The 13,718-nt window shown below is 62.2% G+C and carries 12 protein-coding genes; 4 read left to right on the top strand and 8 right to left on the bottom strand.

Features of this window, described 5'->3' with window-relative positions:
- The first annotated feature begins 86 nt into the window (after positions 1-86).
- Positions 87-884, top strand: a complete 798-nt coding sequence (locus DWU98_RS10595; protein ID WP_115495621.1) for an undecaprenyl-diphosphate phosphatase — start codon at positions 87-89, stop codon at positions 882-884.
- A gap of 116 nt (positions 885-1,000) precedes the next feature.
- On the opposite strand, the gene DWU98_RS10590 is transcribed toward DWU98_RS10595, so the two are convergent.
- Positions 1,001-1,981: a LysR family transcriptional regulator gene (locus tag DWU98_RS10590; protein ID WP_115495528.1), complete on the bottom strand. Its 981-nt coding sequence runs from the start codon at positions 1,979-1,981 to the stop codon at positions 1,001-1,003.
- A gap of 325 nt (positions 1,982-2,306) precedes the next feature.
- Here DWU98_RS10590 and DWU98_RS10585 point away from each other — a divergent pair, with 325 nt between their 5' ends.
- The 3 genes from DWU98_RS10585 (at position 2,307) to DWU98_RS10575 (ending at position 8,327) form a co-directional block, all read left to right on the top strand.
- Positions 2,307-3,566, top strand: a complete 1,260-nt coding sequence (locus DWU98_RS10585; protein ID WP_115495527.1) for an efflux RND transporter periplasmic adaptor subunit — start codon at positions 2,307-2,309, stop codon at positions 3,564-3,566.
- 140 nt (positions 3,567-3,706) lie between these two features.
- Positions 3,707-6,892: an efflux RND transporter permease subunit gene (locus DWU98_RS10580; RefSeq protein ID WP_115495526.1), complete on the top strand. Its 3,186-nt coding sequence runs from the start codon at positions 3,707-3,709 to the stop codon at positions 6,890-6,892.
- A gap of 1 nt (position 6,893) precedes the next feature.
- Positions 6,894-8,327, top strand: coding sequence for an efflux transporter outer membrane subunit (locus DWU98_RS10575; protein ID WP_115495525.1), 1,434 nt, complete (start codon positions 6,894-6,896; stop codon positions 8,325-8,327).
- A 138-nt stretch (positions 8,328-8,465) separates the two neighbouring features.
- On the opposite strand, the gene DWU98_RS10570 is transcribed toward DWU98_RS10575, so the two are convergent.
- From DWU98_RS10570 to DWU98_RS10540, 7 genes are all read right to left on the bottom strand, one after another.
- Positions 8,466-9,638 carry an AI-2E family transporter gene (locus DWU98_RS10570; protein WP_115495524.1) on the bottom strand — a complete coding sequence of 391 codons (1,173 nt, stop codon included), beginning with the start codon at positions 9,636-9,638 and terminating at the stop codon, positions 8,466-8,468.
- Positions 9,635-9,943, bottom strand: coding sequence for a hypothetical protein (locus tag DWU98_RS10565; protein ID WP_115495523.1), 309 nt, complete (start codon positions 9,941-9,943; stop codon positions 9,635-9,637). Before DWU98_RS10565 ends, DWU98_RS10570 begins: the two co-directional genes overlap by 4 nt.
- 1 nt (position 9,944) lies before the next feature.
- Positions 9,945-10,412, bottom strand: coding sequence for an ABC transporter ATP-binding protein (locus DWU98_RS10560; protein WP_230474794.1), 468 nt, complete (start codon positions 10,410-10,412; stop codon positions 9,945-9,947).
- Positions 10,413-10,439: 27 nt separating this feature from the next.
- Positions 10,440-10,817, bottom strand: coding sequence for an ElaB/YgaM/YqjD family protein (locus DWU98_RS10555; RefSeq protein ID WP_115495619.1), 378 nt, complete (start codon positions 10,815-10,817; stop codon positions 10,440-10,442).
- A 75-nt stretch (positions 10,818-10,892) separates the two neighbouring features.
- On the bottom strand, positions 10,893-11,048 hold the full coding sequence (locus DWU98_RS10550; RefSeq protein WP_115495522.1) for a DUF1328 domain-containing protein: 156 nt from the start codon (positions 11,046-11,048) through the stop codon (positions 10,893-10,895).
- 313 nt (positions 11,049-11,361) lie between these two features.
- Positions 11,362-11,985 carry a YbhB/YbcL family Raf kinase inhibitor-like protein gene (locus DWU98_RS10545; protein ID WP_115495521.1) on the bottom strand — a complete coding sequence of 208 codons (624 nt, stop codon included), beginning with the start codon at positions 11,983-11,985 and terminating at the stop codon, positions 11,362-11,364.
- A 125-nt stretch (positions 11,986-12,110) separates the two neighbouring features.
- Positions 12,111-13,685, bottom strand: a complete 1,575-nt coding sequence (locus tag DWU98_RS10540) for an MBL fold metallo-hydrolase (RefSeq protein ID WP_115495520.1) — start codon at positions 13,683-13,685, stop codon at positions 12,111-12,113.
- Positions 13,686-13,718 lie beyond the last annotated feature (33 nt).

The following is a 13,718-nucleotide window of genomic DNA, read 5'->3' as shown; positions in this document are numbered from 1 at the left end:
TCGGCTAAGCAAGCGCAAAGCCTTAGGCTATACCGTCTGGGCGTCGGCCAAACGCCCGCCTTGCATCCCAAAAGGAGTTCTTGCGCGTGCACGATTTCATCCATGTCGTCCTGCTGGGCATCATCGAAGGCATCACCGAATTCCTGCCGATCTCCAGCACCGGACATCTGCTGATCGCCGAGCGCTTTGGACTGGGCGATCGGTCCGATCTGTTCAACGTGGGCATCCAGGCCGGTGCGATCCTGGCCATCACGCTGATCTATCGGAAGCGCATCTGGGAGTTGCTCACGCAATGGCAAGAACCGGCCAACCGCACGTATCTGTTCAAGCTGTCGGTTGCGTTTGCGATCACGTGTGTGCTCGGGGTGGTGGTGACGCACTATGGGTTCAAGCTGCCTGAGACGGTGACGCCGATTGCATGGGCGTTGTTGATCGGCGGTTTTTGGATACTCGGTGCCGAAGCGATTGCCGCCCGACAGGTGGATCGCCGTGAAGTGACCTGGCGCGTGGCGATCCTGGTGGGCATCGCACAGATCGTTGCCGGGGTGTTTCCAGGTACATCGCGTTCGGGAGCGACGATCTTTACCGCAATGCTCGCAGGCACCAGCAATCGTCCAGCTGCTACGGAGTTTTCGTTTTTGGTAGGCATTCCCACCATGTATGCAGCGACCGGTTATGAGCTATTGAAAGTGCTCAAGGGCGGCGGTGCCGCTCACGAAGACTGGAGCGCGCTGATCATCGGCTTCCTGGTGTCGCTGGTGGTGGCATTCGTGGCGGTGAAGTGGTTGTTGGGCTACATCCGCACGCATCGGTTTACGTGGTTTGCGGTGTATCGCATTGCGCTGGGCGCTGCGCTGTTGTTGTTGATTCCGGCTGGGGCCTGACCCCGTTCGTCTATCCTCCCCGGCGCGGATGCTGGGGCCCAGCGACGTGCAGATATCCAAGTCACTAGGCCCCGGCGTTCGCCGGGGCGACGGTGAGGTTTGGCCTTGCATCATGGCTATTGCGCACGCACCAGTTTCTCCTTCACCACCGGCGGCAACGGCGGCCTGAGCGCTTCCACTACCGGCGCCACCGGGCACATCGACTCGAACGGACGCTCGAACAACTCACGCGACCATTCGATGAAGGCCTGCACGCGCGCCGACAAATGCTTCTTCTGCGGATAAACGATCCACACATTTTTGCCCGTGGATACGGTGTTGGGGAGGATAGGTTCAAGCCTGCCCATGTCCAGGGCACACGCCGCCAGCACATGCGGCGCCTGGATGATGCCCAGCCCCGCCATCGCCGCCTGGATCACCGATTCACCATCGTTGATCAGCAAATGCGCATTCACATCCAGCTCGAGCTGGCCGGTTGGCGTATCGAACAGCCATAGCCGCGGCTTGCCGTTGGCGTAGACGTAGTTGATGCAGCGATGGTTCTTCAGATCCTCGACGCTGGTCGGCGCGCCGTGGCGTTCCAGATAGTCCGGCGAGGCCAGCAGCACGTTGCGCAGATAGCCGATCTTGCGGGCGATCAGGCTGGAATCCTCCAGCTCGCCCATGCGGATGGCGCAGTCCACGCCTTCCTCGTTCAAGTCGTAGGGGTAATCGCACATCATCAGCTCGAGCCGGATGTCGGGGTAGCGGCGCTCGAATTCGGACAGCTGCGGCACGATGGCGGCGCGCCCCACCGAGGCCGACATACCCACCCGCAGCTTGCCCTGCGGCTTGCGGTGCGCATAGCCCAGGGATTCCGTCGCTTCGGCCAGATCGGCCAGGATCTCCCTGCAACGTGTATAGAACGAGGCGCCATCGTCGGTTAGACGCAGGGCCCGGGTGGAGCGGAACAGCAGGCGCACGCCGAGGCGCTCCTCCAGCCGGGAGACGGCCCGGCTGACCCCGGAAGGGGTCATGCCTAGCTGCGCGGCAGCAGAGGCAAAGCTTTTTGCGTCCACCACCCGGACGAAGGCGGAAATAGCGGAAAAATCTTCCATAGCACCATCCAGAATACGTTCTGCTGATCATTATGCGGTCATTCGTGATTTGGGGTCACGAGTGGCTTGCGCAAGAACCGGATTTTCTAAACTGTACGGTATACCCATTATTCGTTCCGTCGCAAATTCTGCTGCATTGCGGCAAGAGAAGTCTGACATGGCGCGTTGATTGCCCTGTCAGGACAGACCGGGATGGTCTGTCGCGAAGTTAGGCCACTTAGGTACCTGATTTCGCCATATCCGAGCCCGGGCATCCGCGCGGCTCGACGCCTTGGAAAGCGCAGGAAGGCGCCTTTCCGGCATCTGACAAAAACGGGAGCGAGTGATGTTGAAGAAAGCAATCCTGGCCGGCCTGGTCATAGCAGCCATTGCTGGCAGTTGGGCGCTGCTGGGTCGCCAGGGCGGTGCCCATGCCCAGTCAGCCGGTGCGCAAGGTGGTGCGCCGGAGGTGACCGTGGCTTCGGTCATGGTGCGTCCGATCAGCGACAGCGCCGACTTCACCGGACAGTTGCAGGCCGTCGATGCCGTCGACGTGCGTCCGCGCGTAAGCGGCTATGTGAACGCCGTGCAATTTAAAGAAGGCACGCAAGTGCACAAGGGCGATGTGTTGTTCGTGATCGATCCGCGGCCGTTCCAGGCGGAAGTCGACCGGCTGACAGCCAACGTCGCGCAAGCGAAAGCGCAGCTTGCGCTGGCCCAGGCCAATGCGGATCGCGCACGCCGCCTGCTCGCCCAGCACGCGATTTCGCAGGAAGACGCCGATAGCCAGAACACCGCCGAGCAAAGTGCCAAGGCAACGCTGGAAGCCTCCACGGCGGCACTGGCCACGGCCAAGCTCAATCTGGACTGGACGCAAGTGCGCGCACCGATCGATGGCCGCGTTAGCAATGCGCATATCCAGTCGGGCAACTTGGTATCGAGCGCGGACGTGCTCACCAGCGTGGTGTCGGTCGATCCGGTCTACATGTATTTCGATGTGGATGAGCAAACCTGGCTGAAGCTGGCTCGCCTGCGCCGCAGTGCGGTCCAGAACGGCCACGCACCGCGTATCGAAGTGGCCATGGGTCTGACCGATGAGCAGGGCTATCCGCACACCGGGCGCGTCGATTTCGTCGACAACCAGGTACGTGCCACCTCCGGCACGATGCGTCTGCGCGCCGTGTTCGACGATGAAGACGGCTTGCTGACACCCGGCTTGTATGCGCACGTGCGACTGCAAAGCGGTCAGCCGCACCCGCGCGTGTTGATCGATGATCGCGCGCTGGGCACGGACTTGAGCAATCAGTTCGTGTACGTGGTCGATGCCCAACACAAGGTGCAGTACCGCAAAGTGGAACCCGGTCCGCTGTTCCATGGCATGCGCGTGATCGATGACGGTCTGAGTGCGGGCGATGTAGTGGTGATCAATGGTCTGCAACATGTGCGTCCAGGCGTGGAAGTGAATCCGCAACAGGTCGCGATGGATTCCCGCCTCGATGCGCAGGAGAAGGCGCTGGTCGATGCGGCTGCGACGAATCCGGATGGCAGTGATGCGCGGACAGCGCAGACCGATGCACCGAACGCGCAGAAGCATTCGCAGGGTTGAAAGTGGCTCCCGGCCCTGCCTGGCAGGGCCGGGCCGGGGCGCCGTACGGCTTGCGTTCATCGCCAGATGGCCTCACCCCAACCCTCCCCTACTGCACGTAGGGGAGGGAGCAGCAATTGGAAACGTATTCGAGAAATGACATGAAAAACATCGCACAGTTTTTCGTCGACCGGCCGATCATGGCCGCGGTGCTTTCGCTGATCTTCGTGATCGCCGGCAGCATCGCGGTGTTCAAGCTGCCGATCAGCGAATACCCCGAAGTGGTGCCGCCCACCGTGGTGGTGCACGCCACCTATCCGGGCGCCAGCCCGGAAGTAATCGGCGAAACCGTCGCCACGCCACTGGAAGAACAAATCAACGGCGTGGAAGGCATGCTGTATTCGTCCTCGCAATCGACCAGCGACGGACAGCTGACGCTCACCGTGACCTTTGCATTGGGCACCGATCTCAACAACGCCCAGGTGGAAGTGCAAAACCGCGTGTCGCAGGCGTTGCCGAGGTTGCCCGAAGAAGTGCAGCGCCTGGGTGTCACCACGCAGAAAAGCTCGCCCGACCTCACCATGGTCGTGCACCTTACTTCGCCGGATAAGCGTTACGACATGCTGTATCTGTCCAACTACGCGCGCCTGCACATCAAGGACATCCTTGCGCGCCTGGATGGTGTAGGCGATGTGCAGTTGTTCGGTGCCGGCGAATACAGCATGCGTGTCTGGCTCAACCCGGACAAGCTCGCGCAACGCAAACTCACCACCGGCGATGTCGTGCATGCGATCCAGGAGCAGAACGTCGCGGTGGCCGCCGGCGCGCTGAATGCGCCGCCGGTACCGGGCAACACCGACTTTCAGCTCAACGTCCACACGCAAGGACGGCTGAGCACCACGGACGAATTCGGCAACATCATCGTGCGCACCGATCCGGATGGCAGCGTGGTGCATCTGCGCGATGTCGCTCGCATCGAGCTCGGTTCGAACCAGTACGCGTTACGCAGCTTGCTGGATAACCAGCCGGCGGTGGCGATTCCGATCTTCGCGCGTCCCGGGGCGAATGCGATTCAGATCTCCGACGAAGTGCGCGCGACGATGGAGGAGCTGAAGAAGGAATTCCCGCAGGGCATCGAATACCACATCGTCTACGACCCGACCGTGTTCGTGCGCGGCTCGATCGAAGCCGTCGCGCATACCTTGATCGAGGCGATCATCCTGGTCGTGCTGGTGGTGATCCTGTTCCTGCAGACCTGGCGCGCATCGATCATCCCGTTGGTGGCCGTGCCGGTCTCGCTGATCGGCACGTTCGCGATCATGTATCTGGTCGGCTTTTCGCTCAATGCGCTGTCGCTGTTCGGTTTGGTATTGGCGATCGGCATCGTGGTGGACGACGCGATCGTGGTCGTTGAAAACGTCGAGCGCAATATCGAGCTCGGCTACGCGCCAAAAGAAGCAACACGGCGTGCAATGAACGAAGTCACCGGCCCCATCATCGCGACCGCGTTGGTGTTGTGCGCGGTGTTCATACCGACCGCATTCATCAGCGGCCTGACCGGCCAGTTCTATCGCCAGTTCGCGCTGACGATCGCGATTTCCACGGTGATCTCGGCCTTCAACTCGCTAAGCCTCAGCCCCGCGCTGGCCGCCGTGTTGCTGAAAGGGCATGACGCGCCGAAAGATCGCCTGTCGCTGCTGATGGACAAGGCGTTGGGCTGGTTCTTCCGCCCGTTCAACCGCTTCTTCCATCGCAGTGCGGATCGTTATGTCGGCGGCGTGAAGCGCATTGTCGGCAAGGGCTCGGCGGCGCTGGTGGTGTATGCCGGCTTGATCGGCATGGCATGGCTGGGGTTCTCACACGTACCGATGGGCTTTGTGCCGCAGCAGGACAAGCAGTACCTGGTGTCGTTCGCGCAGTTGCCGGATGCCTCGTCGCTGGACCGCACGGAAGACGTGATCCGTCGCATGTCCGAAATGGCCTTGAAGCAACCGGGTGTGCAAAGCGCGGTAGCGTTCCCGGGCCTGTCGATCAATGGCTTCACCAATGCCACCAACGCGGGCATCGTGTTCGAGACGCTGAAGCCGTTCGATGAGCGTCGCGATCCGTCGCTCTCCGCCGGCGCGATTGCCGCCGCCTTGAACCAGAAGTTCGCCACCATCCAGGACGCGTACATCGCCACGTTCCCGCCGCCGCCCGTACAAGGCCTGGGCACCATCGGTGGTTTCCGCATTCAGGTCGAGGATCGTGGGCAGCTCGGTTTCGATGAGCTGTACAAGCAGACGCAAAACCTGATCGCGCAGAGTCAAAAAGTGCCTGCGTTGGCCGGCTTGTTTTCCAGTTATCAGGTAAGCGTGCCGCAGATCGATGCGAATGTGGACCGCGAAAAAGCCAAAGCCGAAGGCGTGGATCTGAGCGACGTCGACGAAACCTTGCAAGCCTACCTGGGCTCGCTGTACGTGAACGACTTCAATCGTTTTGGCCGCGTCTATCAGGTGAACGTTTCGGCCGAGCCTGCATTTCGTCACGAGCCGCAAAACATCCTTCAGCTGAAGACGCGCAGTGCCAATGGCGACATGGTGCCGCTGGGTTCGTTCGTAACCGTGCAGCGCACGGCTGGATTGGAACGCGTGCAGCATTACAACGGTTACATCACGGCCGAAATCAACGGCGGCCCTGCACCAGGCTTCAGCTCCGGGCAGGCCCAGGCGGCGATGGAAAAGCTGGCGCAGGAAAATCTGCCCAATGGCATGAGCTACGAATGGACCGATCTCACCTATCAGCAGATTCTCGCCGGCAACACCGCCGTGCTGGTGTTCCCGTTGTGTGTGCTGCTGGTGTTCCTGGTGTTGTCTTCGCTGTACGAAAGCTGGTCGCTGCCTTTGGCGGTGATCCTGATCGTGCCGATGGTGTTGCTGTCTGCGATTGCCGGTGTGTGGCTGTCCGGTGGTGACGACAACATCTTCACGCAGATCGGCTTGATCGTCCTGGTGGGGCTGGCGTGCAAGAACGCGATCCTGATCGTGGAGTTCGCGCGCGAGCGCCAGCATGAAGGCATGTCTCGCCACGACGCGGTGCTGGAAGCGGCAAGGCTGCGTTTGCGCCCGATCTTGATGACATCAATCGCCTTCATCATGGGTGTGGTGCCGCTGGTGACCTCGCACGGCGCCGGCGCGGAAATGCGTCACGCCATGGGCGTGGCGGTGTTCTCCGGCATGTTGGGCGTGACCATCTTCGGCTTGATCTATACCCCGCTGTTCTACGTGCTGATCCGCGCCGTGGTGGAACGCCGCGACGCGCGCAAGAAGCAGCACGCATCCAACTTGCCCGCTCTGGAGGGCCATTGAGATGGTACGTTTTCTCCGTAATACCGCTTTGTTTGCCGCACTCGCGCTGGCCGGATGTGCCAGCGTGGGGCCGGATTACCAGACGCCTCACACACCACCGGCGAACGTGCAGGGCATCGACGCGCAATGGGAAAGCAATACACAGTTCCAGGCCGCATGGTGGAAGCAGTTCAATGATCCCGCGCTCGATGCGCTGATCGAGCGCGCAGCCAGGGGCAGCCTCGATTTGACGATCGCACAGGCACGCCTGGCCGAATCGCGCGCGCTGTTGGGCACGGCGAGGTCGGACCAGATTCCCACCGTCGGTGCCGGTGCTTCCTATAGCCGCGCCGTCGAACAACAGCCTGGTTTCACGACGCAGCGTATTCCGATCGATACTTATCAGGCCGGCTTCGATGCGTCGTGGGAAGTCGATGTCTTCGGCGGCGTCCGCCGCTCCGTGGAAGCGGCGCGCGCGGATGCGGATGCGAGCGAGGCTTCCTTGCGCGATGCGCAGGTGAGCTTGTTTGCGGAGGTGGCGCGCAATTATTTTGAATTGCGCGGCACCCAGCAGCGACTCGCGATTGCCCAACGCAACATTGCCAATCAAACCGACACGCTGAAGTTGATCAGCGCCAGGGCACAGATCGGCACCGCCTCCGAACAGGACGTGGCCAGCGCCAGCGCACAGCTCAGCGCGGCGAAAGCGCAGTTGCCGGTGCTGGATGCGCAGGTTCGCGGATACACCTATCGCCTGGCGGTGTTGTTGGGCGAGCGGCCGGGTGAGCTGGATGTCGATGTTTCACCGGCCACGTTCAAGCCGATGGCCACAGCGCTGCCGATCGGCGATGCCGGCGATGCGTTGTCGCGCCGGCCTGACGTGCGCATCGCCGAACGCGAGTACGCGGCGGCTACCGCGCGTATCGGCGTAGCCAAGGCGGACTTTTTCCCGCACATCACGCTCGGCGGTTTCGTGGGTTTCCTGGCCGGCCGCAGCAACGATTTCGGCGGCCTGGCATCGCGCGCGTGGTCGTTCATGCCGAACATTACCTGGAACGGCTTGAACGTTGAACGCGTGCGTTCGAACCTGCATGCCAGCCAGGCGCGCGCCGATGCAGCGCAGGCCAATTACCAGCGAACCGTGCTGCTGGCGATGGAAGACGTGGATAACGCGGTGGTCAATTACAACGCCGAACACGCGCGCATCGAGCAGTTGATCGCGCAAGCGCAGGAGAGCCGGCGCGCCGCCGATCTGGCGCGCGTGCGTTACCAGGAGGGTGCGACCGGCTATCTGGAATTGCTGGATGCCGAACGCGTGCAATTATCGGCGGAAGATGCGCTGGCGCAGTCGGAGAGTGCGATCGATACACGCGCGGTGGCGTTGTACAAGGCGCTTGGCGGCGGGTGGCAAGCCTGCGGCGACAGTCATTGCTCGCAGGTGGCGCAAGCACTCTAGTCTTCTATCTTGCTCAAACGTCAGCCTTGAGTGCTTCGCACGACATCTTGAAACTGCATTCCGGCCTGCGCCGGTACGCGGGAAGAGCACATGGATGTGCTCGGCTCTGAAGGGCGAGGAATGACGGGGCGAAGTCGATCAGCGCTGCACCATCCGCGCAAACCACTCCCACCCACGTACACGCTCTGCAATCAGCTTCGCGCTGGTGAGCATGGGTACGGCCAGCAACGCGCCCGGCACGCCCCACAGCCAGCCCCAGATCAGCAGCCAGATGAGAATGGCGATCGGACTGACGCGCATGCGACGCCCCAGAATCATCGGCGTGATCAGGTTGCCTTCGAACGCCGTCAGGCAGGTGAAACAGAACGCGGGCAACAAGGCGTTCCCCAATGCGTCGTAGTGAATCAAGCCGACGAACAGCAGCGTGGCCGTGGTAACGATGGCACCGACATAAGGGATGAAATTGGCGGTCATCGCCACCGCGCCCCACAGCACCGGATCGGGCATGTGCAACAGATAAAGCATGCCGGCCGTAATGACGCCCAACGATACGTTGATGACCACGGTGGTGAGGATGTAGCGCGACACTTCGGTCTGGATGCCCCGCACAATGCTGACGGCGTGGCGCTTGTAGCCAAAGTTAGGCGCGATCTCCACCAGCCGGCGCAAGATCAGGTCGCCGTATACGAGGAAGAAGTACACCAGCAGCACCACGGTGAGCACTGCCGCCAGCACCTTCGGCGCGTTGGCCAGTACATCCCACACGCTGATCGCGACATCGCCGGCATTTTGTGCCGCATCCGGCCGCGCGGGATGACCGTTGACCAAGGTTTGCGTTGCACGGCCGGCGGCTTCGAGCGGCCGCGTGATGTGTTCGAGCTTGGGAATGAAACTGCGAATCTGCGATGGCGCACTGTGCAGCCACCCCAAGGCGGGCTGCGTGAGCATGCTGATACCGGTGCCGATGCCTGCCATCAGCGTGAGCATCAGCACACTCGCGCCAAGCCAGCGCGGTATGTGATGACGCGTGCCGCGCGCCACGATGGGATTGAGCGCCAAGCCGATGAACGCCGCCAGCACCAACGGAATGATCAGACCTTTAACGAGGGTGACGGTGTAGAGCAGCGCGAGCACCAGCAACGCGGTGAACGACATGCGGATGCTGCGCAGATGGCCGCGCAGGCGGTTGACGCCGCGGGTGGTGGCTTTCATCTCATGCGTCAGGCTTGCCGGCGGTGGCATGGGTGTACCGTGCACCGGGCTATCTGTCGATGTCACCGCCGGCAACGCCGTGGGTTCGACGGCGGTCATGGCGCGTCGCTGTCGCTGCCGTCGTAGCCGCCGTCCATGCCCATTTCAGCGATGAGGCGCGTGCCGTGCGCCACGATTTCCGCAAGCCCCGCACCCACTGTCGAAACCAATCCCGGCACGCGCAACGGGCTGACCCCAAGACTGCCGAGCACAAGCCCGGCGCCGGCGGCCGCGCCTACGGTGGTGAGCGGATGGCGATAGCCGCGCTCCAGCAGCGCCGCGGCCGGTGCGGCCATTTCGCCGCGATGCCGGGCCACGCGTTCACGCGCGTGGCGCACTTTCTCCAACTGCTTGAATAGGCTCATATCAGACTTCCCCCTCGTCTGTGTGGATGTCGTGCTCGGCGCGGTGCAACGTGTCCTGCATGATCGCACGCCACTCCTGGCGCGTACCCGGCAAGCTCATCCAATGCATGCAGCGACGGAACAACACGATCGCTCCCAGCAGCCATACGACTTCCAGTACCGCGAGCACCACGAAGGCGAGGATCCAGGAGCCGAGCCATTTGGCCAGCAGCAAACCGATTAGGCCCAGCAGCGTAAGACCCAGACCCACGCCTGCGATGGTGGCGGCCAGGGCGGCAGCCAGCAGCCAGGAAACGGCGCTGCGCGCCAGCCCTAGCTCGGCGGCCAGCAGGTGCAACTGCGCACCGAACAGGTCGCGCACCGCGCGCGCCAGGCGCGTCAGATCATCCAGCAGCCCGCTCGTGGGCGCTTGACCGGTTGGCGCCGGCTGCTCTGCCGATGGTTCGTTTTCGTGCACGGAATCGTGCATTGCCCGCCTCCGTGCCTATGCTCAAACTCAGCGACGAAGGATACGACCAAGCAGCCATCCGGCGCCGAGCGCAATGGCCACTGCCTGGACGGGTTTTTCACGCACATATTCGCGCACTTCCTCCAGCCATTCGTCGGCGCGATCCCGCGCCTGGTCGTACGCGGCACGGCTGCGCTCGGCGGCTTCGTTGACTTTGTCGCTGGCACGATTGGCGGCGTGCGCGGCCTTGTCGGTGGCGCTGTGCACGCGCTCTTCGACGCGGTCGGCCGCGCGATCGAATTTGTCCTTGCTGCTGGCCACGGCGTCAGAGGTTGCCTGCTTGATGCGTTCGGCACCTTGGTCGATGCGCTCATGCACGCGGTTCTCGTGCAGGTTGTTGTCGTGCGCCTGGACTTCTTTGTTCATGACGTTCTCCATTGGCTTGAGAGGTTCACTCTAGCGGTTTGCCGTGTCACTGGCTGAACGAAAGAGTCGTGCCATTCAGCCAGTCCGCCGGAAAAACGCGATCACGGCAAGGATCAGAAACAGCACGAACAACACTTTCGCAATCCACGCGGCGGTACCGGCAACGCCGGTAAAACCGAGCAGGGCGGCGATGACGGCGATGACCAGGAAGACCAGGGCGTAGTGCAGCATGGCGGCGCTCCTCGGGAATCGACGGGCATCCTGTCGCAGCCCTTGATTCCATGTGCCATAGAGCGTGCTGTGTTGGCGTGAAGATTGCTGCTGTGCGTTCGGTGCAGAAGGCTGGATTTGCCTTGAATTTCGATCTAGAGGTTTCGCCTCCTCCCCTACGTGCAGTAGGGGAGGGCTGGGGTGGGGTGAAGCAACCTCGCGTGATGACTCCCTAATGTTCAATCACTTTACCGAACTGGGAGCAAACGCGAGCGCAGCTCGCGTCACCCCACCCTAGCCCTCCTCTGCACGCAGGGGAGGGAACCGTTCGGTCTCAGGCCGGCACGCTGGGGTTGAGACTGTATGTGCCGGTGAGCTCCGCCTGCGCAAGCACGTGCCCGGCCATCGCGGCGCGCAGTTCTTCCAGCGAAAAACCCTGATCCAGCGGCAAGCGTGGCGCATCCAGCGCGTAGACGCGGAAATGGTAGTGATGCACCAGCGAATCGTTCCACGGCGGACACGGACCGTCATAACCCAGGTAGGTGCCATCCATCTGCACGTCGCCACTGAACCAATCGGTGTAGGAGTTGACACCTTGCACGCTACCGGGCGGTCCGTAGGGCTGCTTTTTTCCTCGCGGCGTGATCTCTTCGCTGCACGCGCCTTCGGCCAGTTCACCGCACTCGGAGGGAATGTTCGCCATCAGCCAATGCACGAATTCCACGCGTGGCAAATCGGCGGGCACCAGGCGGCCTTCCTTGTTGACGTCGTCGGGCTTGCTGGGCACATCGGTGTCGATGCAGGTGAGCACGAACGACCGCGTGCCGTCCGGCGCCCCCTTCCATGCCAGATGCGGACTTAGGTTTTCCGACAGCGCCACCGGATGACCCGGCTTGCCGAACGCGAGGTCTGGAGGAATGGGTGTGCCGTGCTGGAAGTTGTCGCTGCGTAGCTGCATGGAGATCTCCGTGATGCCATGAAAGCCTCACAGTTTGGGGCAGGGCTGCGTCGACGCAAGTCGGCGCCTGTCCTGCACGACTGTAACGTGCGGGCAATGATCCGATCGTGACAGATGTTCCATCGTCAGCCTGCGGCTTTGGGACTGGCCATCGACACCGCCTTGGCAAGCTGTTGCTGGACCGTGGTCCATGGCGTGGGCCCTTCGTGCATGGCATAAACCGTATCCACCTGAAGATGTTCGCGCGCCACGGCTTGCGCCACTTCGTACATCAGTTCCGGGTCGTACAGGGTGTGATCGGGGTTCAGCGCCAGCGTATCGCTGGCGTACAGCAGTTTTTGCTGTGGGAAGTACACCATGTACTGGCGTTCGGTCGAAGCGCCACGCAAGGGATAGAGCACTACTTGATTGGCACCTTGGCCCAGCACCAGGCGATCACCCACAGTCATCCAATGCGCCGGCATGGGATGAATTTGTAGATCGTCCGGTTGCAGGCTGTGCGGCGCATGCACCAGGCGATCGAGCAGCGGTCGATTGAGATCGAGCACATAGACCGGCACGCCCTCGGCGACGGCCTGCCTGACGCCGGCGATATGCGGCCACGAATCGGAGGTACTGAGCACGGCTTTGACCGGTACGCCCGGATATTCGCTGTGCACCTTGGCGAGGATGCCTTTCACGTAACCGGGCGAGATCGGCGCCTCCAGCACCAGCACGCCATCGTCCTGCTTGATCAGCGTGGTGTTCCACGCGTTCTGATAGAGCTCGATGCCCGGCGCCAGCTGCACGCGCTGCCGGTCGCTGAACACGCGGTTCCAACCCTTGGCCTGCGCACTCTTGGCAACCACGGCGGGATCCATCGTGAACGCCTTGTCGTCCACGCCGACATTGAATACGGGATTGAGTAATTGGGTAGAGGCAAACCACAGCCCATTGCGCTGGTCGATGCGGTTGGTGGGAAAGAGCACGCCCTGCACCAGATGCCAGTTGTCGAAATAGATGCGTTGCTCGACGTCGCCCCAGGCGAACCAGAAGTCATTGAAGACACTCGTGCGCTCCAGCGCATCCGGCAGATGATTGTAGGCATTGAGCAGCACGCGCACGGGCGTGCCCTGCCAGGTGAACTCAACCACGCTGTGCGGCGTGGCGCGCAGCCATTGCGATGGGGCGTAATGCAGGTCGCCGGCCGCCGCCGCGTTGAGCAGCAAACGCTCCGGTCCTAGCGCCAGCATGTCGCCGGTCGCATCCCGATCGGCCAGCGAAACCGGTATATCGCCGTGCTTGCCATGAAATACGGCACCCTGAGGCGTCGCGATCAGGGTGAGTTCGACGCTCTCGGTATGCGGATCGGATTCCGGCCAGGTGAGCTGCTCGTCACTCACCGATCGCTGCTTGTCGAAATCGATGGTGACCTTGTCACGTTCGTAGGAGGTGATGAAGGGCTGCTGCCGATACGACTGCTCCGCCAGCACGGCATGTCCGACGGCGTCGTAGTAAAGGCCGTGGATGCCTTCGAGCCGTGACCTGCCGCCCATAGCCGCGACGGCCTGCTCGACACACGCTTTTGCGTCGACATGTTCGCAGCCTGGGTGACCACCCGCTTTCACCACATCGCCATCCTGTGGTGGATTGGCAGCGAGGCATGTCGCGGACATGGTCAGTGACAACAAGACGGGCAAAATGGCGGTGCGACGTTTCATGACGACTCCCGGCGGCAGTGTTGGAGATGCGCG

The organism is Dyella monticola, assembly GCF_003363155.1.
Classification (GTDB): domain Bacteria; phylum Pseudomonadota; class Gammaproteobacteria; order Xanthomonadales; family Rhodanobacteraceae; genus Dyella_B; species Dyella_B monticola.
This window is presented reverse-complemented; position numbering and strand designations above follow the sequence as displayed.

Excerpts from the sequence above, each read along its gene's own strand:
- DWU98_RS10590 (WP_115495528.1), bottom strand. The coding sequence starts at position 1,981 with ATGGAAGATTTTTCCGCTATTTCCGCCTTCGTCCGGGTGGTGGACGCA.
- DWU98_RS10585 (WP_115495527.1), top strand. The coding sequence starts at position 2,307 with ATGTTGAAGAAAGCAATCCTGGCCGGCCTGGTCATAGCAGCCATTGCT.
- DWU98_RS10580 (WP_115495526.1), top strand. The coding sequence starts at position 3,707 with ATGAAAAACATCGCACAGTTTTTCGTCGACCGGCCGATCATGGCCGCG.
- DWU98_RS10575 (WP_115495525.1), top strand. The coding sequence starts at position 6,894 with ATGGTACGTTTTCTCCGTAATACCGCTTTGTTTGCCGCACTCGCGCTG.
- DWU98_RS10570 (WP_115495524.1), bottom strand. The coding sequence starts at position 9,638 with ATGACCGCCGTCGAACCCACGGCGTTGCCGGCGGTGACATCGACAGAT.
- DWU98_RS10565 (WP_115495523.1), bottom strand. The coding sequence starts at position 9,943 with ATGAGCCTATTCAAGCAGTTGGAGAAAGTGCGCCACGCGCGTGAACGC.
- DWU98_RS10560 (WP_230474794.1), bottom strand. The coding sequence starts at position 10,412 with ATGCACGATTCCGTGCACGAAAACGAACCATCGGCAGAGCAGCCGGCG.
- DWU98_RS10555 (WP_115495619.1), bottom strand. The coding sequence starts at position 10,817 with ATGAACAAAGAAGTCCAGGCGCACGACAACAACCTGCACGAGAACCGC.
- DWU98_RS10550 (WP_115495522.1), bottom strand. The coding sequence starts at position 11,048 with ATGCTGCACTACGCCCTGGTCTTCCTGGTCATCGCCGTCATCGCCGCC.
- DWU98_RS10545 (WP_115495521.1), bottom strand. The coding sequence starts at position 11,985 with ATGCAGCTACGCAGCGACAACTTCCAGCACGGCACACCCATTCCTCCA.
- DWU98_RS10540 (WP_115495520.1), bottom strand. The coding sequence starts at position 13,685 with ATGAAACGTCGCACCGCCATTTTGCCCGTCTTGTTGTCACTGACCATG.